Raw genomic sequence first — 24,961 nt, forward strand, 5'->3', positions numbered from 1 at the left:
AGGAAAAGCCATGAATTTTTGCTATCACTTTTGTAGATTTTGTGATATAATTAACACGTATAAAAAAAGAAGGAGTCATATCTAATGGCAAAATTGACTGTTAAAGACGTTGAATTGAAAGGGAAAAAAGTTCTCGTTCGTGTTGATTTCAACGTTCCTGTAAAAGATGGCGTGATTACTAACGACAACCGTATCACTGCAGCTCTTCCAACTATCAAGTACATCCTTGAACAAGGTGGACGTGCAATCCTCTTCTCTCACCTTGGACGTGTAAAAGAAGAAGCAGATAAAGAAGGTAAATCACTTGCTCCTGTAGCTGCTGATTTGGCTGCTAAATTGGGACAAGAAGTTAAATTTATCCCAGGCGTTACACGTGGTGCTGAATTGGAAGCAGCTGTTAACGCTCTTGAAGATGGACAAGTTCTCTTGGTTGAAAACACTCGTTTTGAAGATGTTGATGGCAAGAAAGAATCTAAAAACGATCCTGAACTTGGTAAATACTGGGCTTCACTTGGAGATGGCATCTTCGTAAACGATGCATTCGGTACAGCTCACCGTGCACACGCATCTAACGTTGGTATCTCAGCAAATGTTGAAAAAGCAGTTGCTGGATTCCTTCTTGAAAATGAAATTGCCTACATCCAAGAAGCAGTTGAAGCTCCAGAACGTCCATTCGTGGCTATCCTTGGTGGTTCAAAAGTTTCAGACAAGATCGGTGTTATCGAAAACTTGCTTGAAAAAGCTGATAAAGTCCTTATCGGTGGTGGGATGACTTACACATTCTACAAAGCGCAAGGTATCGAAATCGGTAACTCACTTGTAGAAGAAGACAAATTGGATGTTGCCAAAGCTCTTCTTGAAAAAGCAAACGGCAAATTGATCTTGCCAGTTGATTCAAAAGAAGCAAACGCATTTGCGGACTACACTGAAGTGAAAGATACTGAAGGTGAAGCAGTAGATCCAGGCTTCCTTGGTTTGGATATCGGTCCTAAATCTATCGCTAAATTTGACGAAGCCTTGACTGGTGCGAAAACAGTTGTATGGAACGGACCAATGGGTGTGTTTGAAAATCCTGACTTCCAAGCTGGTACAATCGGTGTGATGGACGCTATCGTGAAACAACCAGGCGTGAAATCAATTATCGGTGGTGGTGACTCAGCTGCCGCAGCCATCAACCTTGGTCGTGCAGACAAGTTCTCATGGATTAGTACGGGCGGAGGCGCTTCTATGGAGCTTCTTGAAGGTAAAGTATTGCCAGGTTTGGCTGCACTTACAGAAAAATAATTTCAGCCCGTTAGTCTCTACAAAATCCTGATTTTGTAGAAAAAGGAACAAAACTGAAACGTTAACAAAAAGGTGGCTATGTCACCTTTTTGTGTTAGTGGAGGTATTTGTGACGCGGTGGTGGTGCCTCAATGGAACTCCTTGAAGGTAAAGTTCTTCCAGGACTTGCAGCTTTGACTGAAAAATAATCTTTGAAACGGAAAGAGTTGGGAGACCAACTCTTTTTCTTTTGTACGCGTAGGCTTCTGAGGAAATGGACTTTTGGCTTCTATTTTCCTAATGAGTAATCAATAATGGGAAATATAGTTAGAAATACAGTAGAAGCTGGCTATGCATTCTTGTAGGATACAAACAATAAACTCGATGGACAGAGCCTTTTTGTTAGAAAATATGTTAGAATAAAGATAGTCTACTTTTAAAAGGGAAAAGGCATGAGCTATTTTAGTAAGTACAAATTTGATAAATCAAAATTTCGCTTGGGTATGAGGACGATGAAAACAGGGATAGCAGTCTTTATTGTCCTACTTATTTTTGGTATGTTTGGCTGGAAGGGGCTCCAAATTGGGGCTTTGACAGCGGTGTTTAGCCTGCGAGAAGATTTTGATAAAAGTGTTCATTTCGGAACTTCTCGTATTTTAGGAAATAGTGTCGGGGGCTTTTATGCCTTGCTATTCTATCTGTTGGGAAATTTATTGAACGGCCAATTTTGGGTGACCTTGGTATTTGTGCCAATCTGTACGATGCTGACGATCATGACCAATGTTGCTATGAACAATAAGGCTGGGGTGATTGGTGGTGTTTCAGCCATGCTGATTATCACTCTCTCCATTAGTCCGGAAGATACTATTTTATACGTTTTTGCTAGAGTTTTTGAAACCTTTATGGGTGTCTTTGTTGCAATAGTGGTAAATTCGGATGTGGATAGAATTAAGAATTTCTTTAAGTCTATAAATTAAAATGTGTGAGAAAATCTCACATTGATTGTTGACATACAAAAAAAATTAGTTATAATAGTGCATAGAGAGGAAAAAAATGAAGGAAAAAGAGTTTCGCCGAAATATGGCAGTCTTTCCCATAGGTAGCGTTATGAAGTTGACGGACTTATCTGCCCGTCAGATTCGATATTATGAGGAGCAAAACCTCATCACTCCCCTTCGGAATGAGGGCAATCGTCGAATGTATTCTCTGAATGATATGGACCGACTTTTGGAAATTAAGGATTATATTTCTGAAGGCTATAATATCGCTGCTATTAAAAAGAAATATGCTGAGCGTGAAGCTAAATCCCACAAAACGATTAGTGAAAAGGAAGTCCGTCGAGCTCTCCACAATGATATTTTACAGCAAGGTCGTTTTGGCTCTTCTCTGCCAACCTTTGGTCACATGCGTCGGCCATAAACTATTTTTTTAAAACTATAAGGAGTTACCCATGCCCATTACAGCAGCTGATATTCGTCGCGAAGTAAAAGAAAAAAATGTCACTTTTATCCGTCTTATGTTCTCTGATATTTTGGGAACCATGAAAAACGTTGAAATTCCAGCAACGGATGAGCAGCTTGAAAAGGTCTTATCAAATAAGGCTATGTTTGACGGTTCGTCTATCGAGGGATTTGTTCGGATCAATGAATCTGACATGTATCTTTATCCTGATTTGGATACTTGGACAGTTTTTCCTTGGGGAGATGAGAATGGCAGTGTAGCAGGCTTGATCTGTGATGTTTATACGACAGAACATGTTCCCTTTGCAGGAGATCCTCGTAGTAACCTTAAGCGAGCTCTCAAACATATGGAAGCACTGGGCTTCAAGTCTTTTAATCTTGGTCCTGAGCCAGAATTTTTCCTTTTCAAACTGGATGAGAATGGCGATCCGACACTGGAAGTGAATGACAAGGGTGGCTACTTTGACTTGGCGCCGACAGACTTGGCGGATAATACCCGTCGAGAAATTGTCAATGTTTTGACTAAGATGGGATTTGAAGTAGAAGCGAGTCACCACGAGGTAGCAGTTGGTCAGCACGAGATTGACTTTAAGTATGATGAAGTGCTTCGTGCTTGTGATAAGATTCAGATTTTCAAGTTGGTGGTGAAGACCATCGCTCGTAAGCACGGCCTCTATGCGACTTTCATGGCTAAGCCAAAGTTTGGTATTGCTGGTTCTGGTATGCACTGTAATATGTCCCTTTTTGACCAAGATGGAAATAATGCGTTTTATGATCCAGAGGATCCAAAAGGAATGCAGTTGTCTGAGACAGCCTACTATTTCTTGGGTGGTTTGATTAAGCACGCCTATAACTATACAGCTATCATGAATCCGACTGTCAACTCTTATAAACGTTTGGTGCCTGGTTTTGAAGCACCGGTTTACATCGCTTGGGCTGGGCAAAATCGTTCACCTTTGGTTCGAGTACCAGCATCACGTGGTATGGGAACTCGCTTGGAGTTGCGTTCAGTAGACCCGATGGCTAATCCTTATATTGCTATGGCAGTGCTCCTAGAAGTGGGACTGCATGGAGTGGAAAATAAAATCGAAGCGCCAGCTCCAATCGAGGAAAATATCTATGTGATGACAGCTGAGGAGCGCAAGGAAGCCGGTATTACAGACCTGCCATCTACTCTCCACAATGCCCTTAAGGCTTTAACTGAGGATGAGGTCGTCAAGGCAGCTTTGGGCAACCATATCTACACTAGCTTTGTTGAAGCCAAGCGGATTGAATGGGCTAGCTATGCGACCTTCGTTTCCCAATGGGAAATTGATAATTATTTAGACTTATATTAATGAATTCTAAAACAGGACTTGAAAAAGTCCTGTTTTTGTATGGAAACAAGATATTTTCAGTTTTTAAATGTTGTATTTCCAATCTTTTTCATGCTTTTGTATTCAGATTGTACGGGAAAAACTTGTAAAATATATTTAAAAGTGATACACTTAAAGCACAAAAATACGAAAGGCGAATAATAAAATGTCAAACAAGTTGTTATATTCGGGAAAAGCAAAGGATATTTTTGCGACAGAAGATGAGCAGGTGATTTTGTCCCGCTACAAGGATCAGGCGACTGCTTTTAACGGTGTCAAGAAGGAGCAAATTGCAGGTAAGGGAGTGTTAAATAATCAGATTTCAGCCTTTATCTTTGAAAAGTTGAACGCTGCCGGTGTAGCAACGCATTTTATCGAGAAAATCTCAGATACAGATCAGCTTAATAAAAAAGTTGACATTATTCCTCTGGAAGTGGTGCTCCGCAACTACACAGCTGGTTCCTTTTCAAAACGTTTTGGCGTAGAAGAAGGTATCGCATTTGAGACTCCGATCGTTGAATTTTACTATAAAAATGATGATTTGGATGATCCTTTTATCAATGATGAACATGTGAAATTCCTTAAAATTGCGGATGACCAGCAGATTGCTTACTTGAAGGAAGAAACGCGTCGTATCAATGAACTCTTGAAAGCCTGGTTTGCTGAGATTGGCCTCAAATTGATTGACTTTAAGCTAGAGTTCGGTTTTGACAAGGATGGCACGATTATCTTGGCAGACGAATTTTCACCAGACAACTGCCGCTTGTGGGACGCGGATGGCAACCACATGGACAAGGATGTTTTCCGCCGTGGCTTGGGTGAATTGACAGACGTTTACGAAGTTGTTTGGGAAAAGTTGCAGGAATTGAAATAATCTGTTTGCAACAACTTCAAGGTCGTTGGGAATATCGTAAGAGCTGAAATAAAGGAATAAGAATTAATGGATAAACGTATTTTTGTTGAAAAAAAGGCTGATTTTCAGGTCAAGTCAGAGAGTTTGGTAAGAGAACTCCAGCACAACTTGGGATTGTCAACTTTGAAAAGTATTCGCATTGTGCAGGTTTATGATGTCTTTGATTTATCAGAGAACTTGTTCGCACCTGCAGAGAAGCACATCTTCTCTGAGCAGGTGACAGACCATGTTTTGGACGAAGCGGTTGTGCAGGCGGATCTTGCCAACTATGCTTTCTTTGCCATTGAAAGCCTGCCAGGGCAGTTTGACCAACGCGCGGCTTCTTCACAGGAAGCCTTGCTTTTGCTGGGAAGTTCGAGTGACGTGACAGTCAACACAGCCCAACTTTACTTGGTCAATAAAGATATTGATGCGACGGAGTTAGAAGCGGTCAAGAACTACTTGCTCAACCCAGTTGATTCTCGTTTCAAGGACATCACGACAGGGATTGCCAAGCAGGAATTTTCTGAGTCAGACAAGACCATTCCCAAGTTGACTTTCTTTGAAAGCTATACAGCAGAAGACTTTGCTCGCTATAAGGCCGAACAAGGGATGGCCATGGAAGTGGACGATTTGCTCTTTATCCAAGACTATTTCAAGTCAATCGGGCGCGTGCCAACGGAAACAGAGCTTAAGGTTTTGGACACTTACTGGTCTGACCACTGCCGTCACACGACTTTTGAAACCGAGTTGAAACAGATTGATTTCTCAGCTTCTAAATTCCAAAAACAATTGCAGGCGACTTATGACAAGTATGTTGCCATGCGTGAGGAACTAGGTCGGTCTGAAAAGCCACAAACCTTGATGGATATGGCGACTATTTTTGGTCGTTATGAGCGTGCTAATGGGCGTTTGGACGACATGGAAGTGTCTGATGAAATCAATGCTTGCTCGGTCGAAATCGAAGTGGATGTTGATGGTGTCAAGGAACCTTGGCTCCTCATGTTTAAAAACGAAACCCACAATCACCCAACGGAGATTGAGCCATTTGGTGGGGCGGCTACCTGTATCGGTGGAGCCATTCGTGACCCATTGTCAGGTCGCTCCTATGTTTACCAAGCTATGCGTATCTCAGGTGCTGGTGACATTACAGCGCCGATTGCGGAAACGCGCGCAGGGAAATTGCCACAACAAGTCATTTCTAAAACAGCGGCTTACGGTTATTCTTCATATGGTAACCAGATTGGGCTTGCGACGACTTACGTTCGTGAGTATTTCCACCCAGGATTTGTAGCCAAACGTATGGAGCTTGGTGCCGTTGTCGGTGCGGCTCCCAAGGGCAACGTTGTCCGTGAAAAACCGAAAGCCGGCGATGTGATTATCTTGCTTGGTGGGAAAACTGGACGTGATGGTGTCGGTGGTGCGACAGGATCTTCTAAGGTTCAAACAGTTGAGTCTGTGGAGACTGCTGGTGCTGAGGTTCAAAAAGGGAATGCCATTGAAGAACGTAAGATTCAACGCCTTTTCCGTAATGGCGATGTCACTCGTCTTATCAAGAAGTCCAATGACTTTGGAGCAGGTGGTGTCTGTGTGGCCATCGGTGAATTGGCAGACGGTCTTGAAATCGACCTCAACAAGGTTCCTCTTAAATATCAAGGTTTGAATGGTACAGAAATTGCTATCTCTGAATCACAAGAACGGATGGCGGTCGTGGTTCGTCCCGAGGATGTAGATACCTTCGTTGCAGAATGTAATAAAGAAAATATTGACGCGGTTGTGGTTGCGACAGTGACTGAAAAACCAAATCTTGTCATGCACTGGAATGGTGAAACAATTGTCGACTTGGAACGTCGTTTCCTTGATACAAACGGTGTGCGTGTGGTCGTCGATGCCAAGGTTGTAGACAAGGATGTCGAGCTTCCAGAAGAGCGCACAACAAGCGCTGACACACTTGAAGCTGATACCCTTGCGGTTCTATCTGATCTTAACCATGCGAGTCAAAAAGGTTTGCAAACCATCTTTGACTGCTCGGTCGGTCGTTCAACGGTCAATCACCCACTTGGTGGTCGCTACCAACTCACACCAACTGAGGCATCTGTGCAGAAATTGCCAGTTCAGCACGGTGTAACTCACACTGCGTCAGTCATGGCTCAAGGATTCAACCCTTATGTAGCAGAATGGTCTCCATACCATGGTGCTGCTTATGCGGTTATCGAAGCGACTGCTCGTTTGGTGGCTGCTGGTGCAAACTGGTCTAAGGCTCGTTTCTCATACCAAGAATATTTCGAGCGCATGGACAAACAGGCAGAGCGTTTTGGTCAGCCAGTAGCAGCTCTTCTAGGCTCTATTGAAGCACAAATTCAGCTTGGTTTGCCATCTATCGGTGGTAAGGACTCTATGTCTGGTACTTTTGAAGAATTGACAGTACCGCCAACCTTGGTTGCCTTTGGGGTGACGACGGCAGATAGCCGTAAGGTACTCTCTCCTGAGTTCAAGACCGTTGGTGAAAACATCTACTACATTCCAGGTCAAGCCCTCTCTGCAGAGATTGATTTTGACTTGATCAAGTCAAACTTTGCTCAGTTTGAAGCCATCCAAGCAACCCACAAAGTGACGGCAGCTTCAGCTGTTAAATATGGTGGTGTCGTTGAAAGCTTGGCTCTTGCTAGCTTTGGGAACCATATCGGTGCAGAGGTTATCTTGTCTGAACTTGAAAGTTCTTTAACAGCTCAATTAGGTGGATTTATCTTCACATCTCCTCAAGAAATCGCTGGAGTGGAGAGAATCGGTCAAACAAGCGTAGACTTTACACTGACTGTCAACGGTGTGAAGCTAGATGGACACAAACTTGACAGTTCCTTCCAAGGAAAACTGGAAGAAGTTTACCCAACAGAATTTGCACAGGCCAAAGAATTGGCTGAAGTTCCAGCTGTCGCTTCTGACGCAGTCATCAAAGCCAAGGAAACTATTGAAAAACCTGTGGTTTACATTCCAGTCTTCCCAGGAACCAACTCAGAATATGACTCAGCTAAGGCCTTCGAAAAAGAAGGTGCAGAGCTCAACTTGGTGCCATTCGTGACCTTGAATGAAGAAGCCATTGTCAAGTCAGTTGAAACCATGGTTGACAATATCGGCAAGGCTAACATCCTCTTCTTTGCAGGTGGCTTCTCAGCTGCGGATGAACCAGATGGATCAGCTAAGTTTATCGTCAACATCCTGCTTAATGAAAAAGTGCGTGCAGCCATTGATAGATTTATCGCTCGTGGTGGCTTGATTATCGGTATCTGTAATGGATTCCAGGCCTTGGTCAAATCAGGTCTTCTTCCATACGGAAACTTTGAAGATGCTAATGGTACTAGTCCAACCCTCTTCTACAATGATGCTAACCAGCACGTGGCCAAGATGGTGGAAACTCGAATTGCCAATACCAACTCACCATGGTTGGCTGGCGTGCAAGTGGGCGATATCCATGCCATCCCAGTATCGCACGGTGAAGGGAAATTTGTCGTGACAGCTGAGGAATTTGCGGAACTCCGTGACAATGGCCAAATCTTCAGCCAATACGTTGACTTTGACGGCAAACCAAGTATGGACTCTAAGTATAATCCGAATGGTTCTGTCAATGCCATCGAAGGAATTACCAGTAAGAACGGACAAATCATCGGTAAGATGGGCCACTCAGAACGTTATGAAGACGGTCTCTTCCAAAATATCCCAGGAAATAAAGACCAGCACCTGTTTGCGTCAGCTGTGCGTTATTTCACAGGGAAATAAAAGGTATAAAAAATGACATACGAAGTAAAATCTCTTAATGAAGAATGTGGTGTTTTCGGTATTTGGGGACATCTAGATGCTGCTAAAATGACCTATTTTGGGCTCCACAGTCTTCAGCACCGTGGTCAGGAGGGGGCTGGAATCCTCTCCAATGATCAGGGGCAATTGAAGCGCCATCGTGATATGGGACTTCTATCAGAAGTTTTCAAAAATCCTACCAAATTGGATAAACTGACAGGAACTGCTGCCATCGGTCATGTGCGTTATGCGACCGCAGGAGAAGCTTCTGTAGATAACATCCAGCCTTTCATTTTTCGCTTTCATGATATGCAGTTTGGCTTGGCCCATAATGGAAATCTGACCAATGCCGAATCGCTCAAGAAAGAATTGGAACAAAGAGGTGCTATTTTCAGTTCAACTTCCGATTCAGAAATCTTGGCTCATCTCATTCGTCGGAGTCACAATCCGAACTTGATGGGTAAAATAAAGGAGGCGCTCAGTCTTGTCAAAGGTGGCTTTGCTTATATCTTGCTGTTTGAGGACAAGTTGATTGCGGCGCTTGATCCTAATGGCTTCCGTCCACTTTCTATTGGGAAAATGGCAAACGGAGCGGTGGTCGTTTCGTCAGAAACCTGTGCTTTTGAAGTCATTGGTGCCGAGTGGATTCGCGATTTGAAGCCTGGAGAGATTGTGATCATTGATGATAAGGGCATCCAGTATGATAGCTATACAGATGATACACAGTTGGCGATTTGCTCTATGGAGTATATCTATTTTGCTCGCCCTGATTCTAATATCCACGGTGTCAATGTCCATACAGCTCGCAAACGTATGGGGGCTCAATTGGCGCGTGAATTTAAGCACGAAGCGGATATTGTGGTCGGTGTGCCAAATTCCTCACTCAGCGCAGCCATGGGCTTTGCGGAAGAATCAGGTCTGCCAAATGAAATGGGGTTGATCAAAAACCAATACACGCAACGTACCTTTATTCAACCGACTCAAGAATTGCGGGAGCAAGGGGTGCGGATGAAACTGTCTGCTGTTTCGGGTGTTGTCAAAGGCAAACGTGTGGTCATGATTGATGATTCCATTGTTCGTGGGACGACCTCTCGCCGTATCGTTCAGCTTTTGAAAGAAGCAGGTGCGTCCGAGGTTCACGTTGCTATTGGCAGTCCTGCGCTAGCTTATCCATGTTTCTACGGGATTGATATCCAGACGCGTCAGGAGCTGATTGCTGCCAATCATACGGTCGAAGAAACACGCCAAATTATTGGTGCAGATAGCCTGACCTATCTTTCGATTGATGGCTTGATTAACTCTATCGGGATCGAAACAGATGCGCCGAACGGTGGTCTCTGTGTCGCTTACTTTGACGGTGACTACCCAACTCCTCTCTACGACTATGAAGAAGACTATCGTAGAAGTTTGGATGAAAAAACCAGTTTTTACAAATAGGCGGATGAAGACCCTCCATTAAAGGAAAGGAAGAGGAGACAAAAATGACAAATAAGAATGCTTATGCCCAATCGGGTGTGGATGTTGAAGCGGGTTATGAAGTTGTTGAGCGGATCAAAAAGCACGTAGCTCGTACGGAGCGTGCAGGTGTCATGGGAGCTCTTGGTGGTTTTGGTGGCATGTTTGACCTTTCAAAAACAGGTGTCAAAGAACCGGTCTTGATCTCAGGGACTGACGGTGTCGGAACCAAGCTCATGTTGGCTATCAAATACGATAAGCACGATACCATCGGTCAGGACTGTGTTGCCATGTGTGTCAATGATATCATCGCTGCAGGTGCGGAGCCTCTTTACTTCCTTGACTACGTCGCAACTGGTAAGAATGAACCAGCCAAGCTAGAACAAGTGGTTGCTGGTGTAGCAGAAGGTTGTGTGCAGGCAGGCGCCGCCCTTATCGGTGGAGAAACGGCTGAAATGCCTGGTATGTATGGAGAAGATGACTACGACTTGGCTGGTTTTGCAGTCGGTGTGGCTGAAAAATCTCAAATCATAGACGGTTCAAAAGTAGCTGAAGGTGATGTCCTTCTCGGGCTTGCTTCAAGTGGGATTCACTCAAATGGTTACTCACTCGTGCGTCGTGTTTTTGCGGACTACACAGGTGAGGAAGTCTTGCCAGAATTGGAAGGCAAGAAACTCAAGGAAGTCCTTCTTGAGCCAACTCGTATCTATGTCAAGGCTGTCTTACCACTTATCAAGGAAGAGTTGGTCAACGGTATTGCCCACATCACAGGTGGCGGTTTTATCGAAAATGTTCCTCGTATGTTTGCAGATGACCTAGCTGCGGAAATTGAAGAAGACAAAGTCCCAGTGCTTCCGATTTTCAAGGCTCTTGAAAAATACGGTCAAATCAAACACGAAGAAATGTTTGAAATCTTCAATATGGGTGTGGGACTTATGCTGGCAGTTAGCCCTGAAAATGTAGATCGTGTCAAGGAATTGCTGGATGAACCAGTCTATGAAATTGGTCGCATCGTCAAGAAAGAAAACGAAAGTGTCATCATCAAATGAAAAAAATAGCGGTTTTTGCCTCTGGTAATGGCTCAAATTTTCAGGTGGTTGCCGAAGAATTTCCGGTGGAGTTTGTCTTTTCAGACCATCGTGACGCCTATGTGCTCGAGCGTGCAGACAAGCTTGGCGTTCTGTCTTATGCTTTTGAACTCAAGGAGTTCGAGAACAAGGCAGACTACGAAGCAGCCCTTGTCGAACTATTGGAAGAACACCAGATTGACTTGGTTTGCCTAGCAGGCTATATGAAAATCGTTGGCCCCACCTTGTTGGCAGCTTATGAAGGCCGAATCATCAACATTCATCCAGCTTACTTGCCTGAATTTCCAGGAGCTCATGGGATTGAGGACGCTTGGAATGCTGGCGTAGACGAGTCTGGAGTGACCATTCACTGGGTGGACTCTGGTGTGGATACAGGCAAGGTCATCAAACAAGTGCGTGTGCCACGTCTAGCTGATGATACTATCGAAAGCTTTGAAGCCCGCATTCATGAAGCAGAGTACAAGTTGTATCCAGAAGTGTTGGATAGTTTGGGGATGGAGAGGTTATAGGTAATGAAAAAAGATAACAAGAATGCAATGAGGTATATAATTTACTTTTTAATAATAATGTTAGTTGGTTTTTTATGGATTGGCTATCCTAATGCACCATTTAAAGATTTTGTGTTAGAAAACATTCTATCTCCAGTATTTTCTGTCTTTATTGTTTTGTCTTGGACAAGATTTAGGATTGGAAGGGATTTTCGGTATAAATTTGACTATTTTGCAGTCATGATTTTAATGTTTTTTGCCCTAGTATGTATGATTGGGCAGACGTACCAAAACTTAAATTCAAAAGAAGCTTTTTGGAATATAGATAAAATCATATTAAATAATGTCGACAAGATACTGACTTTATTTCTTATCCCTCTGGTGGTTGGTTTTTTTACTGATCGTTTTGTTTTTAAGTTAGAAAGATTAGAACATAGTAAATAAAATAATAAGGAGAAAACATGACTAAACGCGCCTTAATCAGCGTCTCAGACAAAGTGGGCATTGTTGAATTTGCCCAAGAACTTAAAAAACTCGGTTGGGACATCATCTCGACAGGTGGGACAAAGGTTGCCCTTGATAATGCTGGGGTGGAGACCATTGCCATCGATGATGTGACTGGTTTCCCAGAAATGATGGACGGTCGTGTCAAGACCCTTCACCCAAATATCCACGGTGGTCTCCTGGCTCGTCGTGACTTGGATAGTCACTTAGAAGCAGCCAAGGACAATAATATCGAATTGATCGACCTTGTCGTGGTCAATCTCTATCCTTTCAAGGAAACAATTCTCAAACCAGACGTGACTTACGCTGATGCAGTTGAAAACATCGACATCGGCGGACCGTCTATGCTTCGTTCAGCGGCTAAAAACCATGCCAGTGTGACGGTTGTGGTAGACCCTGCTGACTATGCTGTGGTTTTGGACGAATTGTCAGCCAATGGTGAAACGACTTACGAAACGCGTCAACGTTTGGCGGCTAAGGTTTTCCGTCACACAGCAGCTTATGATGCCTTGATTGCAGAATACTTCACAGCTCAAGTGGGCGAAGCAAAACCAGAAAAACTCACTTTGACCTATGACCTCAAGCAAGCCATGCGCTATGGGGAAAATCCTCAGCAGGATGCGGACTTCTACCAAAAAGCTTTGCCGACAGACTACTCAATTGCATCAGCGAAACAGCTTAACGGTAAGGAATTGTCCTTTAACAATATCCGTGATGCTGATGCTGCCATTCGTATTATCCGTGACTTCAAAGACCGTCCAACCGTTGTAGCTCTCAAACACATGAACCCATGTGGAATCGGTCAAGCTGATGACATCGAGACTGCTTGGGACTATGCTTATGAGTCTGATTCAGTGTCTATCTTCGGTGGTATTGTCGTTCTCAACCGTGAGGTGGATGCTGCGACCGCTGAGAAGATGCACGGCGTCTTCCTTGAAATCATCATCGCACCGAGCTATACAGATGAGGCGCTAGCCATTTTGACCAACAAAAAGAAAAACTTGCGTATCCTTGCCTTGCCATTTGACGCTCAAGAGGCTAGTGAAGTGGAAGCAGAATACACAGGTGTTGTCGGTGGACTTCTCGTGCAAAACCAAGACGTGGTCAAAGAGAGCCCAGCTGATTGGCAAGTGGTGACCAAACGTCAACCAACCGAGACAGAAGCGACAGCCCTTGAGTTCGCTTGGAAAGCCATCAAGTACGTCAAATCAAACGGTATCATTGTGACCAACGACCACATGACACTTGGCGTTGGCCCAGGTCAAACTAACCGTGTGGCTTCTGTTCGCATCGCCATTGACCAAGCTAAAGACCGCCTTGACGGCGCTGTGCTTGCTTCAGATGCCTTCTTCCCATTCGCGGATAACGTGGAAGAAATCGCCAAAGCTGGCATCAAGGCGATTATCCAGCCAGGTGGCTCCGTCCGTGACCAAGAATCTATCGAAGCGGCGGATAAATATGGTTTGACCATGGTCTTCACAGGCGTGAGACATTTTAGACATTAAGGAGATTTATATTGGAGAAAATGCTTAAATCTTTTCTCCAATTTTTTTGCGCAAAAAAACTCCCAAAAGAATGAATATATCATCTTTTGGGAGTTGATTTTTATAGGGACTTAGCAGAATTAGAAAGAAAGTCCACTTTGGAAAGCGCTGAGTTTTTGTTTAGCTACTTCGTTGATTTGATCGATAGCAGCATTGATAGCTTGGCTAGTCAAATCAGATAGAGTTTCCATATCTTCTGGGTCTACGATAGCAGGCTGAAAGTCAATTTTGACAACCTTTTTATCACCAGTAAGAGTTGCTACAACTAAATCTTGGCTAGATTTTCCAACAAATTCAGTTGCAGCTAATTCTGCTTGAGCAATGTCCATGTCTTTTTTAAGTTTTTGGGCTTGCTTCATCATGTTTTGCATATTCATCATAAGATTTTCTTTCCTTTCTCTCGCAAGGGCTGAGCCCCTTAGCAATCTTCACTCTTCAATTATATCATTTTTTGGGAAAGTGGCAAGAAGAACATTTCTAGAAGGTTTGACAAAGATTTAGCCTTTATAGTAGAATGGTCATGAATCTATATCCCAAGGAGAAGACAGCTTGAAAAACAAGAAGATAAAAGGTTTGTTGTTGGTAGTGCTCTCATCCCTCTTCATCCTAATCGGCTGTAGTGGTAGCCCTAAAATTCAGGGGAAATGGAATGTTCAGGACGCTAGCGGTGAACAAACGACTATTGAAATAAAAGACAAGACCATCATTGTCAACGAAGAAGAGTATAAGTATACTCAAAATGCTGTTGGTTTTAAAAATGGGGTGAGTTATTATGGCCTGACTCGGAAAGATAATGGAAAGATATTTTCTATCGTCTTTCCTGAGAAAGATAAAAATGTTGCTATTATGCTAATTCCTGATTCAGACGAGGATTATCTCACAGGTAGTATGCTCTTTGCTATGAACCGCAAGGAAAAGCCAGATTATAAAAAATATGCAGAGAAATATTTTAATCTACGATAAAAGAAAAAGGCGCTGAATTTCAGCGTCTTTTAGGTTTTATGAAAGTGATGTCATGGTCGGCAAGTCTAGACTAGATTGCCCTAAATCTACCGTCAGCTGATAGTCGGTCTTATCACGAACAGTATGCTCAAAGTCTGTAGTGTAGAGGACGAGGCGGAGCTGGTCGCCTTTTTTCATCTTGTAGATAGTTGGTTGCAGTTTAAAGCTACATTCCATCCATTGGCCAGGAATGACTTCTTCGACCGTCAGCAAATCTGTCCGATTTTGCAGGTTGAGGAAGCCTTTGGTGATGACACGGTGTGGCGTTTCGGCAAAAGGCAGTTCAACCAGATTGTCCAGCATATAGTAGCGGCCGTTGTCCATGACTCTAGGTTCAATAGGCGTAGGGATTGGTGTGAGGCGCTTAGCTGGTCCGAAGTCCAGCAATTGAGCAGAAAGCAGTCCCTTGTTCGTGCTGGATTTAAGGCGCAGTTTGAGCTGGGTGGCTCCGTTAAGGAAGAGGTCGTCTTCCAAAGTCCAATCCAGAGTAATCTGGTTGACCTTGCCGTCAAAGAGTTCGTTTTTAAAGCTTTGATAGCTTTTGGCAAAACGATTGTAATCTTCTTCTGAATACTGGTTTTGAATCTTTTGAGAGCCTTCACCTAGTTGGAAATGAGCGTAGTTCTTTTGTCCACCGAAGTCTTCCAGAGTTAGCCAATTTTGAGCTTGGCTGTTGTCCTGCCAGATGACTTGCGGCAGTTCGAAGTCTGAAGTATGGCCCAGCAGTTTCTTGCTGAGGAGGGCATTCATGGCTTCGCGGAAGTCAATTGACTGCCAGTTGTTCATGTAAACATGAGCACCATTGTGGAAGAAGAGGTGCTTTTTGATGTGAGATGGCAGAGCTCGGAACATATTATAGACATGGAGGGGCTTGACATTCCAGTCCTGAGAGCCGTGGGTGAAGACGACTTCGGCCTTGACCTTATCTGCGTGGAGCAGGTAGTTTCGGTCATGCCAAAATTGATTGTAATCTCCAGTTTGCCGATCTAGGTCCTTACGCTGTTGCTCTAGGCTTTGCTGATAAGCGTCGTTGTGGCGCAAGTAGTCACCAGCCCTCAGGTTGCGGGAGTAAGTCAGTTCAGTTAAGGATTCAAAGTCTTCTCCTGGGTAGCCTCCAGGACTAGTGACAAGGCCATTTTCGCGGTAGTAGTTGTACCAAGAAGAAATCCCAGCTTCGGCAATAATGACTTCCAATCCATCTACACCAGTTGTCGCCAACCCATTGGACATGGTACCCAGATATGAAATGCCTGTCGTAGCCACTTTTCCGTTGGACCAAGTAGCCTTGATTTCCCGCTGGCGTGTGTGGTCGGTGAAGGCTCGACAGCGGCCGTTGAGCCAATCAATAACGTTCTTATAAGCCTCGATCTGCTGATAGTCACCGCTGGTCATCAGTCCTTCAGAGTCTTTAGTTCCTACACCAGACACATAGAGATTAGCAAAGCCGCGGGGCAGCAAGTAGTCATTGAGGGTGTAGGTGCCGATATGACCTAATTTTTCCTCGGCTTCAGAGACTTCTTGGGCAGGAGTTGTCGAATCCAGTTGGAGCAATTTAAGCTCAGGATCTTGTACAGTGATGTGATGTGGCTCTTTTTTTACTAAGTCCACATTCATATTATGGAGGGCCTTGTCGCTGGCTGGGTCGTTGGTTCCTTGGTGATAAGGAGAAGCGGTCATGACAGCAGGAATTTGCCCTTGGTAACGAGGACGGATAATGCTAACTTTGACCAGATCTGGCAGGCCATCTCCATCAGTATCAACTCGGCTTTCCACATAAACCACCTCACGGATGGCATCATGGCTGGAAAAGGTTGCCAGGCTCTTACCGTTGAAGTAGTGGTGGGTATTATCCTCAGGAACCAATCCCTCGCTGACCAGCTTATCAACAAGCAAATTGCCATTCTTTGTTCGAGTGTTGAGCAACTGGTAGAGGTTTTCTAGCAGATCGCCGTAAACGATAGGAAAGTTACTTTCTGTTCGGAATTTCTCAAGATCGGTGAAATCAACAAAAGGTACAAAGTCTAAGAGCTGAAAGGCAGTCATATAGAAGACCTCAGCTGTCAGTTCGCGGTCTGACTCGAAGAAGGTCAACAAGTCAGTTTCGCTATCAGCGGCCCAAGCTCGAAGCAAGTAGTCGGTATCCTGATAGAGAAAGAAACAGCGTCGTAGAAAGTTTTGGAGATTGTCTTTGTCAGAAAGGTGCGGCTCATAGATGAAGCCCAACTCGGCTAATTCTTGGCGCATAGTGTCTGGATTTGTCTTGCTATAACTATACTGATTGAAGCGCATGTTTTTCCCTCTTTTTCTGGTTTTTATTAAAATGACCTTTACATTATCCATTATACTTGATAAAATATAGATTGTCTAAAAAATTTTAAAGGAGAAATTAGATGGATTTCAGTTGGGCTATTAAATATGCCACGGAATTTTTAGGGACAGCTATCCTTATTATTTTGGGGAATGGTGCTGTTGCCAATGTTGAATTAAAAGGAACTAAAGGTCATCAAAGTGGCTGGTTGGTCATTGCTGTTGGTTACGGTATGGGGGTTATGATTCCAGCTTTGATGTTTGGAAATACCTCAGGTAACCACATCAACCCTGCCTTCACTTTAGCACTTGCGATTAGTGGTTACTTCCCATGGGCGCATGTAGCACCTTACATTCTTGCTCAAGTTTTGGGTGCTATCTTCGGACAGGCTTTGGTCGTAGCGACACACCGCCCTTACTACTTGAAAACAGAAAATCCAAACAATATCTTGGGTACTTTCTCAACCATTTCAAGTCTAGATCACGGAACACCTGAATCTCGTAAAGCAGCAACAATCAATGGTTTTATCAATGAGTTTGTTGGTTCCTTTGTTCTTTTCTTTGCAGCGATGGGCATGACTAAACTTCACTTCGGTGCGGAATTGAAGGTTCTTATCGAGAAGAATGTACAACAACAAGCTCTTCAAGCAGCTCAAGCAGGCCAAAAAGTAGCAGAATCAGATGTTCAAAGTCTTATTCACAATACATTTGCACAAGCAACAAATGGTTCATCTGCTGTCGCTCACTTGGCGCTTGGTTTCCTTGTCATGGCTTTGGTAACTTCACTTGGAGGTCCTACTGGACCAGGTCTTAACCCAGCCCGTGACCTCGGACCTCGTATCTTGCACTTTATCTTGCCAAAATCAATCCTTGGTGAACACAAGGGCGATTCAAAATGGTGGTATTCTTGGGTACCGGTTGTGGCACCAATTGCAGCTGGTATTGCAGCAGTAGCTTTATTTAAAGCAATTTACGGATAATATTTATCAAAAGACTGAGAGAAATCTCGGTCTTTTTTTGTTGGTTTCTGACTAATAGAAAAATGCGATTTGGTTTATATTTTTGGTCTGTTAGATTAGGATAGTGGAAATGTTCTGAAAATTGTTGGTTTGCGCATAATTTCTTGTCAAAAAAATGAAAATTTATTACAATAAAATAGTTTGGAGGAAGTTATGAGTGTGAATCATGTTGCAAGAATTGTCCCAGTAATAAAAGTAAATAATCGGAACCTAAATCAAGATTTCTATAGCAAAACGCTAGGGATGAAATCCCTATTAGAAGAAGGAGCCCAGTTGTCTTTGGGCGATCAAACTAAAACAGAAAGATTGATTTTAGAAGAATCTCCAAGCATGCGTTCTCGTCGAGTTAAAGGGGCAAAAAAATTGGCTCGCTTAGTGATTAAGGTGGCAAAAGCGTCAGAAATTGAAGCTTTGTTGGCTCGAGGGATTGAAGTTGACAGTTTATATCGTGGGGAAAAAGGTTATGCATTTGAATCGACTTCTCCGGAAGGTGATCACATCCTGCTCCATGCAGAAGAGAACCTGAGCAGCTTACAACCAGTCCAAGAAACTCCTGCATTTGAAGGGCAGGACGATTTTATCGGCTTGAGTCAATTTGATGTGGAAAAGATTGAACTTCGTGTTCCAGAGTTACAGGCTGTCAAGGCTTTTTATCAGCCGGTGAGCAATGTCTTGGATTTCCTAGATGTGCAGGAAGCTCAAGGACAAGATTTGCAAGCTGATAATACGAAAACTTGGGATCTGGCTATGCTCAAATGTTTGGTGGCGGACTTTGATGTGGAAAAATTGTCATCGATTTTTGCGATACAGGAATTTTTTGTACCTAAATCTAAAAAATTCTTAGTCAGCCAAGACCAAAGTAATATTGAACTATGGTTTGAGCAACTATGACCCAGCGGATTTTAGAAAAGATCGATCAGCAGCTTGCTGCAGGGCTTTATTCTGGGGCTAGTTTGTCTCTTTATCGTGATGGACACTGGCAGAGTTTTTATCTGGGCTTAGCAGACCCGGCCAATCAATCAGTAACGCGAGCTGGTCTGGTTTATGATCTGGCCAGCGTCAGCAAGGTGGTTGGTGTAGGGACCTTGGTGGCATTTTTGTTTCAGACTGGTGACTTGGATATCGATGCGCCTTTGCGACAATACTATCCAGCCTTTCATGATGATCGGGTGACTCTGCGCCAGTTGTTGACCCATACCTCTGGGCTAGATCCCTTTATTCTTAATCGGGATAGGCTCAATGCTCAAGAATTAAAGGCAGCCCTCAATAGCTTGACGGTGCTGGATGACAAATCCTTCCATTATACAGATGTTAATTTTCTCCTGCTGGGCTTTATGCTGGAGGAGCTGTACGGGGAAGCTTTGGACCGCTTATTTGAAGACAAGATTTTTAAGCCGTGGGCGATGCGGAAAACTAGCTTTGGACCAGTAGCTTCTGCGGTGCCGACTGTTCGTGGCGTTGAAGCAGGGGTGGTTCATGATCCCAAAGCGCGTGTCTTAGGCCATCATGCTGGAAGTGCCGGGCTTTTTTCAACACTTGAGGATTTGCAGATCTTTTTAGAGCATTATTTGCAGGACGAATTTGCAGAGAAATTGAGCCAAAACTTTGCTCTAGAGCCGGGCAAGACACGCAGTCTAGCTTGGAATTTGGAAGGGGACTGGCTGGATCATACTGGCTATACGGGTACTTTTATCATATACAATCGGGCGGAACAGAAAGCCGCAATCTTTCTGTCCAATCGCACCTATGAAAAGGATGAGCGTGCCCAGTGGATTTTAGACCGCAATGAACTGATGGATCTAATCAGGAAAGAGTGGTAGCATCCTCCCTACCGAAGCTAAAGACTAGTCACTGATGATAAAATAGGATAGAACTCCGGCTTTAGCTTGGAGTTTTTGACTGCTTAACGTGACTTTGTCAGTCAAAACAGGAAAAGATCGCTTTTTTTTCAAAAGTATATTAAAATATAGAAGATAGAAGGAAGAAATAGAGAGAAAGTATGACAAAAGAGAAGGGTGTCGGCAAGGCACATAGCAAGATTATTCTGATGGGGGAGCATTCGGTGGTCTATGGCTATCCAGCCTTGGCTTTGCCTCTCAATAATATCGAAGTGACTTGTCAGGTATTTCCTTCTGAGAAGCCTTGGAATCTCTATGAGGAAGATACCTTGTCCATGGCTGTTTTTGCCTGTCTGGAGCACTTGGGGAAGCAAGGTGTTCAGATTCGTTGCCAGGTGAATTCCATGGTACCAGAAAAGCGGGGGATGGGTTCGTCTGCAGCTGTCAGCATTGCAGCTATTCGTGCGGTTTTTGACTACTTTGAAGAATCCTTGGACCATGAAACGCTGGAAATTTTGGCTAATCGAGCAGAGATGATTGCTCATATGAATCCAAGTGGTCTGGATGCCAAGACCTGCCTTAGCGGTGTAGCCATCAAGTTTATCCGCAATGTCGGATTTTCAGAGATTGAGTTAGATTTGGATGCTCATCTGCTGATTGCGGATACGGGTATTCACGGACATACGCGGGAAGCCATCAAAAAGGTAGAAAGTTTGGGTCAGGAGGCTCTGCCCCTCTTACAGGAGTTGGGAAATCTGACAAAAATCGTTGAGAAGGCGATCCATCTCAAGGATTTGCTAACTATGGGACAGGCCATGACCAAGGCTCACGGCAAACTAGCCCAGTTGGGAGTTTCCTGCCAGCTATCTGATGACTTGGTCGAGCTAGCGCTTGAAAATGGGGCTCTCGGAGCTAAAATGAGTGGCGGCGGCCTAGGTGGCTGCGTGATTGTGCTAATAAAAGAAAAGAAAGAGGCGGAAGACCTAGCCCGTCTTTTGAGAGAGAAAGGAGCCAGCAATATATGGATAGAAAGCCTGTAAGTGTCAAGTCTTACGCCAATATTGCTATTGTCAAGTATTGGGGAAAGGCAGATGCTGAGCGGATGATTCCTTCCACCAGCAGTATTTCCTTGACTTTAGAGAATATGTACACCCAAACCCAGTTAAGCCCGCTTTCGGCTGAGGCTGCTGGCGATGAATTTTATATCGATGGGCAACTGCAAAGCCCAGAAGAGCATGCTAAGGTCAGTCGGATTATTGATCGCTTTCGCACGGAGCCAAGTGACTGGGTGCGGATTGACACCAGTAACAATATGCCGACAGCAGCAGGTTTATCCTCTAGTTCCAGCGGCTTATCTGCTCTGGTCAAGGCTTGTGATGCTTATTTTGAAACCCGTTACAATACTGAGGAGCTGGCCCAGTTGGCCAAGTTTGCTTCAGGTTCGTCAGCCCGCTCCTTTTTTGGTCCTTTGGCAGCATGGGACAAGGATAGCGGAGCAATTTACCCTGTGCAAACCGATCTTAAGCTAGCCATGATTATGTTGGTGCTTCATGATGAGAAAAAGCCGATTTCTAGTCGACTCGGCATGCAGCTCTGTGCCGAAACGTCCAAAAATTTTCAGGCTTGGATTGACCAGTCAGCACAGGACTATCAGGATATGCTGGCCTACTTAAAGGATAATGATTTTGAGAAAGTTGGGCAGTTGACCGAGGAGAATGCCCTGCGGATGCATGCAACGACCGAGACAGCCACGCCTCCATTTACTTATCTGACGGAGGAAAGTTATGTTGCAATGGACTTTGTTCGCCAGCTTCGAGGCCAGGGGCATCCTTGCTATTTCACCATGGACGCTGGCCCTAATGTCAAGGTTCTCTGCCTTGAAGAGGACTTGGAAGACTTGGTGCCCCTCTTTGCGGATCAGTACCGTCTGATTGTCTCCAAAACGAAGGAATTGCCTGATGGAAACTAATATGCAAGTCCAGACCTGCGGAAAGCTCTATCTAGCTGGGGAATACGCTGTTCTGAGTCCTGGTCATGCGGCTTTGATTAAGAATATTCCCATCTATATGCGGGCAGAGATTGAGGCGGCGGATAGTTATGAGCTGGATTCGGATCTCTTTAGCCACAAAGCCAGTCTAGCGCCAGACGCGGACTATGGCTTGATTCAAGAGACCATTCAGCTGATGAACGATTATCTCGGCTTGCTGCAAATACCATCGCATCCTTTTGCTTTGACTATCAGAGGAAAAATGGAGAAAGACGGGCGCAAGTTTGGGCTGGGTTCCAGTGGCAGCGTGGTTGTCTTGACGATCAAGGCTATGGCTGCCTTTTATCAACTGAAACTAAGCTCTGACCTCTTCTTTAGACTAGCTGCAGTAGTGCTTCTCAAGCGGGGGGATAATGGCTCCATGGGAGATCTGGCCTGCATTGCTTATGAACAACTGGTTTATTATCGTTCTTTTGATCGGATGGCAATCCGCCAGCGATTGGTCAACACAAATCTGTTAGAGATTTTGAAGCACGACTGGGGCTATGAGATCAAACCAATCTATCCTGCTTTATCCTGTGATTTTCTGGTTGGTTGGACGAGAGAACCAGCTATTTCGAGTGACCTTGTCAAGCAGGTTAAGTCGAGCTTAAACGAAGATTTCTTGACTCAAACCCAGCTTCAGGTGGACGGTCTGAAAGAAGCTTTTTTGTCGGCTGATAAGACAGCTGTAAAAAATAGTTTATTGACTGCCAGTCAGTTATTAGACAGGCTCAGTCCGCTAATTTACACGGAGAAATTACAGACCTTAAGAGAGGCGAGTCAAGGCTTGGATTGTGTCGCTAAAAGCAGTGGAGCTGGCGGTGGAGACTGTGGCTTCGCCCTGTCTTTTGCTACCGAAGATAGCCAAACCTTGATCCAACGCTGGCAAGAAGCTGGTCTGGAATTACTCTACCAAGAAAGGATGGGTGCTCATGAGCCAAAGTCGTAAAGATGATCACATCAACTACGCCTTAGAACAGCCCCTTGGCTACAATAGCTTTGATGATATAGAATTAATCCATCGCTCTTTGCCAGCCTATGATTTGGACGAGATTGACTTATCCACTCATTTCGCTGGGCGTGACTGGGATTTTCCCTTTTATATTAATGCTATGACAGGTGGAAGTCCAAAAGGGCGAGAAATCAATGAAAAACTGGCTAAAGTGGCGGAGGACTGCGGCATCCTCTTTGTGACAGGTTCCTACAGTGCAGCCCTGAAAAATCCAGATGATGATTCTTATGCTGTGGCAAAGGATAAGCCTAATCTACTCTTGGCCAGCAATATCGGACTTGACAAACCAGTAGCAGCAGGCTTGCAGGCGGTGTCGGATTTGAAACCTTTATTTCTCCAGCTACATGTCAATGTCATGCAGGAATTGCTAATGCCGGAGGGAGAACGAACTTTCAGAACTTGGAAACAGCATTTGGAAGTTTATGGAAAAGATTTTCCAGTTCCCCTTGTCCTCAAGGAAGTAGGATTTGGCATGGATCGGAAAACGATTGAGGAAGCTCAGACACTAGGGATTTCAACCTTTGATATTTCTGGTCGTGGTGGAACGAGCTTTGCCTATATTGAAAATCAGCGGAGCGGTCAGCGAGACTACCTCAACGGTTGGGGGCAGACCACAGCTCAGGCCTTACTGGCAGCCCAAGACTGGGTGGACAAGGTGGAGTTGCTGGCAAGCGGTGGCATTCGCCATCCTCTAGACATGGTTAAAGCCTTGGTCCTTGGTGCTAAAGCAGTCGGCCTTTCTCGGACTATGTTAGACTTGGTCGAAAAACACTCAGTCGAAGAGGTCATTGCTATTGTAAATGGCTGGAAAGAAGATTTACGTCTGCTGATGTGTGCCCTATCCTGTCGCAACCTTGAAGAATTAACATCCGTCCCCTATCTGCTCTATGGTCGATTAAAAGAAGGAGCCGAGCAGGTGCAATAAATCACCAGCTTATGTACTTTGTCTAGTTGATAAAATGCTTTAGCAAATCATTCAAGGAAAAGTGAAAATTATTCTTGCTATTTGTTGGAAAATCTAGTATAATTATTATTTGTGAGTGAACCTCACTTACCCCTTGCAGCGTCTTGGGGTCATTAGACCAAAAGGAGGAACATATCAATGGCTAAATACGAAATTCTTTATATTATTCGTCCAAACATTGAAGAAGAAGCTAAAAACGCTTTGGTAGCACGCTTTGACTCTATCTTGACTGACAACGGTGCAACTGTTGTTGAATCAAAAGACTGGGAAAAACGTCGTCTTGCATACGAAATCCAAGATTTCCGTGAAGGACTTTACCACATCGTTAACGTTGAAGCAAACGACGATGCAGCTCTTAAAGAGTTCGACCGTCTTTCAAAAATCAACGCTGACATTCTTCGTCACATGATCGTCAAACTTGACGCTTAAGAAGGTAAATTATGATTAATAACGTTGTACTTGTGGGACGTATGACCCGTGATGCTGAACTTCGCTATACACCGCAAAACCAAGCGGTCGCAACCTTTACTCTGGCTGTTAATCGCAACTTTAAAAATCAAAGTGGTGAGCGTGAAGCGGACTTTATCAATGTTGTTATCTGGCGTCAGCAGGCAGAAAATCTTGCTAATTGGGCCAAAAAAGGCGCTCTAATCGGAATTACTGGTCGCATCCAGACTCGTAACTACGACAATCAGCAAGGCCAGCGTGTCTATGTCACAGAAGTCGTTGCAGACAACTTCCAGCTTCTGGAAAGTCGTGCAAGCCGTGAAGGGCAGCCTTCAGCTGGCTTTGGTGGCGGTGGCTTCGGTGGAAATTCTGCACCAAGCTATGGTAATGCTGACTCATTCAACCAAGTACCGAATTTTTCTCGTGATGAAAGCCCATTCGGCAATTCAAACCCGATGGACATCTCAGACGATGATTTACCATTCTAATAATGGACAAAACT

Annotated in this window: 23 protein-coding genes; 21 read left to right on the forward strand and 2 right to left on the reverse strand. The window is 44.2% G+C overall.

Annotated features, from left to right (window positions below; genetic code table 11):
* Window positions 1–84 precede the first annotated feature (84 nt).
* From D8790_RS01185 to purH, 11 genes are all read left to right on the forward strand, one after another.
* Window positions 85–1,284, forward strand: a complete 1,200-nt coding sequence (locus tag D8790_RS01185) for a phosphoglycerate kinase (RefSeq protein ID WP_125371180.1) — start codon at window positions 85–87, stop codon at window positions 1,282–1,284.
* 431 nt (window positions 1,285–1,715) lie between these two features.
* Window positions 1,716–2,240: an FUSC family protein gene (locus D8790_RS01190; RefSeq protein ID WP_005591664.1), complete on the forward strand. Its 525-nt coding sequence runs from the start codon at window positions 1,716–1,718 to the stop codon at window positions 2,238–2,240.
* Between the two features lie 76 nt (window positions 2,241–2,316).
* Window positions 2,317–2,682 carry a MerR family transcriptional regulator gene (locus D8790_RS01195; RefSeq protein ID WP_005591665.1) on the forward strand — a complete coding sequence of 122 codons (366 nt, stop codon included), beginning with the start codon at window positions 2,317–2,319 and terminating at the stop codon, window positions 2,680–2,682.
* 31 nt (window positions 2,683–2,713) lie between these two features.
* Entirely contained in the window at window positions 2,714–4,060 is a 1,347-nt protein-coding gene (gene glnA, locus D8790_RS01200; protein ID WP_005591666.1) for a type I glutamate--ammonia ligase, read from the forward strand.
* Between the two features lie 184 nt (window positions 4,061–4,244).
* Window positions 4,245–4,952, forward strand: a complete 708-nt coding sequence (purC, locus tag D8790_RS01205; RefSeq protein WP_125387288.1) for a phosphoribosylaminoimidazolesuccinocarboxamide synthase — start codon at window positions 4,245–4,247, stop codon at window positions 4,950–4,952.
* 66 nt (window positions 4,953–5,018) lie between these two features.
* Window positions 5,019–8,744, forward strand: coding sequence for a phosphoribosylformylglycinamidine synthase (locus D8790_RS01210; protein ID WP_125387289.1), 3,726 nt, complete (start codon window positions 5,019–5,021; stop codon window positions 8,742–8,744).
* A 12-nt stretch (window positions 8,745–8,756) separates the two neighbouring features.
* Complete coding sequence (gene purF, locus D8790_RS01215) at window positions 8,757–10,199, forward strand: amidophosphoribosyltransferase (RefSeq protein ID WP_125387290.1); 1,443 nt, start codon at window positions 8,757–8,759, stop codon at window positions 10,197–10,199.
* Window positions 10,200–10,243: 44 nt separating this feature from the next.
* Window positions 10,244–11,266: a phosphoribosylformylglycinamidine cyclo-ligase gene (gene purM / locus D8790_RS01220; RefSeq protein ID WP_125387291.1), complete on the forward strand. Its 1,023-nt coding sequence runs from the start codon at window positions 10,244–10,246 to the stop codon at window positions 11,264–11,266.
* On the forward strand, window positions 11,263–11,814 hold the full coding sequence (gene purN / locus D8790_RS01225) for a phosphoribosylglycinamide formyltransferase (protein WP_125387292.1): 552 nt from the start codon (window positions 11,263–11,265) through the stop codon (window positions 11,812–11,814). Before purM ends, purN begins: the two co-directional genes overlap by 4 nt.
* Before the next feature lie 3 nt (window positions 11,815–11,817).
* The gene (locus D8790_RS01230) at window positions 11,818–12,237 is read left to right on the forward strand and encodes a hypothetical protein (RefSeq protein ID WP_125387293.1); all 420 of its coding nucleotides are present in this window, start codon (window positions 11,818–11,820) and stop codon (window positions 12,235–12,237) included.
* 17 nt (window positions 12,238–12,254) lie between these two features.
* The gene (gene purH, locus D8790_RS01235) at window positions 12,255–13,802 is read left to right on the forward strand and encodes a bifunctional phosphoribosylaminoimidazolecarboxamide formyltransferase/IMP cyclohydrolase (protein ID WP_125387294.1); all 1,548 of its coding nucleotides are present in this window, start codon (window positions 12,255–12,257) and stop codon (window positions 13,800–13,802) included.
* Window positions 13,803–13,921: 119 nt separating this feature from the next.
* Here the strand turns inward: purH and D8790_RS01240 are convergent, their stop codons facing one another.
* A complete protein-coding gene (locus D8790_RS01240; RefSeq protein WP_061908727.1) occupies window positions 13,922–14,221 on the reverse strand; it encodes a YbaB/EbfC family nucleoid-associated protein in 300 nt (99 codons plus the stop codon).
* Window positions 14,222–14,390: 169 nt separating this feature from the next.
* Here D8790_RS01240 and D8790_RS01245 point away from each other — a divergent pair, with 169 nt between their 5' ends.
* Window positions 14,391–14,804, forward strand: coding sequence for a glycosyltransferase (locus D8790_RS01245; protein ID WP_185761883.1), 414 nt, complete (start codon window positions 14,391–14,393; stop codon window positions 14,802–14,804).
* A gap of 36 nt (window positions 14,805–14,840) precedes the next feature.
* Here the strand turns inward: D8790_RS01245 and D8790_RS01250 are convergent, their stop codons facing one another.
* Complete coding sequence (locus D8790_RS01250; protein WP_125387295.1) at window positions 14,841–17,132, reverse strand: Xaa-Pro dipeptidyl-peptidase; 2,292 nt, start codon at window positions 17,130–17,132, stop codon at window positions 14,841–14,843.
* Between the two features lie 101 nt (window positions 17,133–17,233).
* On the opposite strand from D8790_RS01250, the gene gla reads away from it, so the two are divergent.
* From gla to D8790_RS01295, 9 genes are all read left to right on the forward strand, one after another.
* A complete protein-coding gene (gene gla, locus D8790_RS01255) occupies window positions 17,234–18,130 on the forward strand; it encodes an aquaglyceroporin Gla (RefSeq protein ID WP_048764115.1) in 897 nt (298 codons plus the stop codon).
* A 192-nt stretch (window positions 18,131–18,322) separates the two neighbouring features.
* Window positions 18,323–19,060 (forward strand): CppA N-terminal domain-containing protein, encoded by a 738-nt coding sequence (locus D8790_RS01260; protein WP_125387296.1) that lies wholly within the window; start codon window positions 18,323–18,325, stop codon window positions 19,058–19,060.
* Window positions 19,057–19,989: a serine hydrolase domain-containing protein gene (locus tag D8790_RS01265; RefSeq protein ID WP_125387297.1), complete on the forward strand. Its 933-nt coding sequence runs from the start codon at window positions 19,057–19,059 to the stop codon at window positions 19,987–19,989. The genes D8790_RS01260 and D8790_RS01265 overlap by 4 nt, the downstream gene beginning before the upstream one ends.
* Window positions 19,990–20,168: 179 nt before the next feature.
* The gene (mvk, locus tag D8790_RS01270) at window positions 20,169–21,047 is read left to right on the forward strand and encodes a mevalonate kinase (RefSeq protein WP_125387298.1); all 879 of its coding nucleotides are present in this window, start codon (window positions 20,169–20,171) and stop codon (window positions 21,045–21,047) included.
* Complete coding sequence (gene mvaD, locus D8790_RS01275) at window positions 21,029–21,976, forward strand: diphosphomevalonate decarboxylase (protein WP_125387299.1); 948 nt, start codon at window positions 21,029–21,031, stop codon at window positions 21,974–21,976. The genes mvk and mvaD overlap by 19 nt, the downstream gene beginning before the upstream one ends.
* The gene (locus tag D8790_RS01280; protein ID WP_125387300.1) at window positions 21,966–22,985 is read left to right on the forward strand and encodes a phosphomevalonate kinase; all 1,020 of its coding nucleotides are present in this window, start codon (window positions 21,966–21,968) and stop codon (window positions 22,983–22,985) included. The genes mvaD and D8790_RS01280 overlap by 11 nt, the downstream gene beginning before the upstream one ends.
* On the forward strand, window positions 22,969–23,973 hold the full coding sequence (fni, locus tag D8790_RS01285; protein WP_125387301.1) for a type 2 isopentenyl-diphosphate Delta-isomerase: 1,005 nt from the start codon (window positions 22,969–22,971) through the stop codon (window positions 23,971–23,973). Before D8790_RS01280 ends, fni begins: the two co-directional genes overlap by 17 nt.
* Window positions 23,974–24,150: 177 nt before the next feature.
* Window positions 24,151–24,441 (forward strand): 30S ribosomal protein S6, encoded by a 291-nt coding sequence (rpsF, locus tag D8790_RS01290; RefSeq protein ID WP_002896497.1) that lies wholly within the window; start codon window positions 24,151–24,153, stop codon window positions 24,439–24,441.
* Between the two features lie 11 nt (window positions 24,442–24,452).
* Window positions 24,453–24,947: a single-stranded DNA-binding protein gene (locus D8790_RS01295; protein WP_005591685.1), complete on the forward strand. Its 495-nt coding sequence runs from the start codon at window positions 24,453–24,455 to the stop codon at window positions 24,945–24,947.
* The last annotated feature ends 14 nt before the right edge of the window (window positions 24,948–24,961 follow it).

The organism is Streptococcus cristatus, assembly GCF_003943535.1.
In the GTDB taxonomy this organism is placed as follows: Bacteria; Bacillota; Bacilli; order Lactobacillales; family Streptococcaceae; genus Streptococcus; species Streptococcus cristatus_L.

Bases quoted from the DNA above. Each gene is read 5' to 3' on its own strand.
- D8790_RS01185 (WP_125371180.1), top strand. From the start codon at position 85: ATGGCAAAATTGACTGTTAAAGACGTTGAATTGAAAGGGAAAAAAGTT.
- D8790_RS01190 (WP_005591664.1), top strand. From the start codon at position 1,716: ATGAGCTATTTTAGTAAGTACAAATTTGATAAATCAAAATTTCGCTTG.
- D8790_RS01195 (WP_005591665.1), top strand. From the start codon at position 2,317: ATGAAGGAAAAAGAGTTTCGCCGAAATATGGCAGTCTTTCCCATAGGT.
- glnA (WP_005591666.1), top strand. From the start codon at position 2,714: ATGCCCATTACAGCAGCTGATATTCGTCGCGAAGTAAAAGAAAAAAAT.
- purC (WP_125387288.1), top strand. From the start codon at position 4,245: ATGTCAAACAAGTTGTTATATTCGGGAAAAGCAAAGGATATTTTTGCG.
- D8790_RS01210 (WP_125387289.1), top strand. From the start codon at position 5,019: ATGGATAAACGTATTTTTGTTGAAAAAAAGGCTGATTTTCAGGTCAAG.
- purF (WP_125387290.1), top strand. From the start codon at position 8,757: ATGACATACGAAGTAAAATCTCTTAATGAAGAATGTGGTGTTTTCGGT.
- purM (WP_125387291.1), top strand. From the start codon at position 10,244: ATGACAAATAAGAATGCTTATGCCCAATCGGGTGTGGATGTTGAAGCG.
- purN (WP_125387292.1), top strand. From the start codon at position 11,263: ATGAAAAAAATAGCGGTTTTTGCCTCTGGTAATGGCTCAAATTTTCAG.
- D8790_RS01230 (WP_125387293.1), top strand. From the start codon at position 11,818: ATGAAAAAAGATAACAAGAATGCAATGAGGTATATAATTTACTTTTTA.
- purH (WP_125387294.1), top strand. From the start codon at position 12,255: ATGACTAAACGCGCCTTAATCAGCGTCTCAGACAAAGTGGGCATTGTT.
- D8790_RS01240 (WP_061908727.1), bottom strand. From the start codon at position 14,221: ATGATGAATATGCAAAACATGATGAAGCAAGCCCAAAAACTTAAAAAA.
- D8790_RS01250 (WP_125387295.1), bottom strand. From the start codon at position 17,132: ATGCGCTTCAATCAGTATAGTTATAGCAAGACAAATCCAGACACTATG.
- gla (WP_048764115.1), top strand. From the start codon at position 17,234: ATGGATTTCAGTTGGGCTATTAAATATGCCACGGAATTTTTAGGGACA.
- D8790_RS01260 (WP_125387296.1), top strand. From the start codon at position 18,323: ATGAGTGTGAATCATGTTGCAAGAATTGTCCCAGTAATAAAAGTAAAT.
- D8790_RS01265 (WP_125387297.1), top strand. From the start codon at position 19,057: ATGACCCAGCGGATTTTAGAAAAGATCGATCAGCAGCTTGCTGCAGGG.
- mvk (WP_125387298.1), top strand. From the start codon at position 20,169: ATGACAAAAGAGAAGGGTGTCGGCAAGGCACATAGCAAGATTATTCTG.
- mvaD (WP_125387299.1), top strand. From the start codon at position 21,029: ATGGATAGAAAGCCTGTAAGTGTCAAGTCTTACGCCAATATTGCTATT.
- D8790_RS01280 (WP_125387300.1), top strand. From the start codon at position 21,966: ATGGAAACTAATATGCAAGTCCAGACCTGCGGAAAGCTCTATCTAGCT.
- fni (WP_125387301.1), top strand. From the start codon at position 22,969: ATGAGCCAAAGTCGTAAAGATGATCACATCAACTACGCCTTAGAACAG.
- rpsF (WP_002896497.1), top strand. From the start codon at position 24,151: ATGGCTAAATACGAAATTCTTTATATTATTCGTCCAAACATTGAAGAA.
- D8790_RS01295 (WP_005591685.1), top strand. From the start codon at position 24,453: ATGATTAATAACGTTGTACTTGTGGGACGTATGACCCGTGATGCTGAA.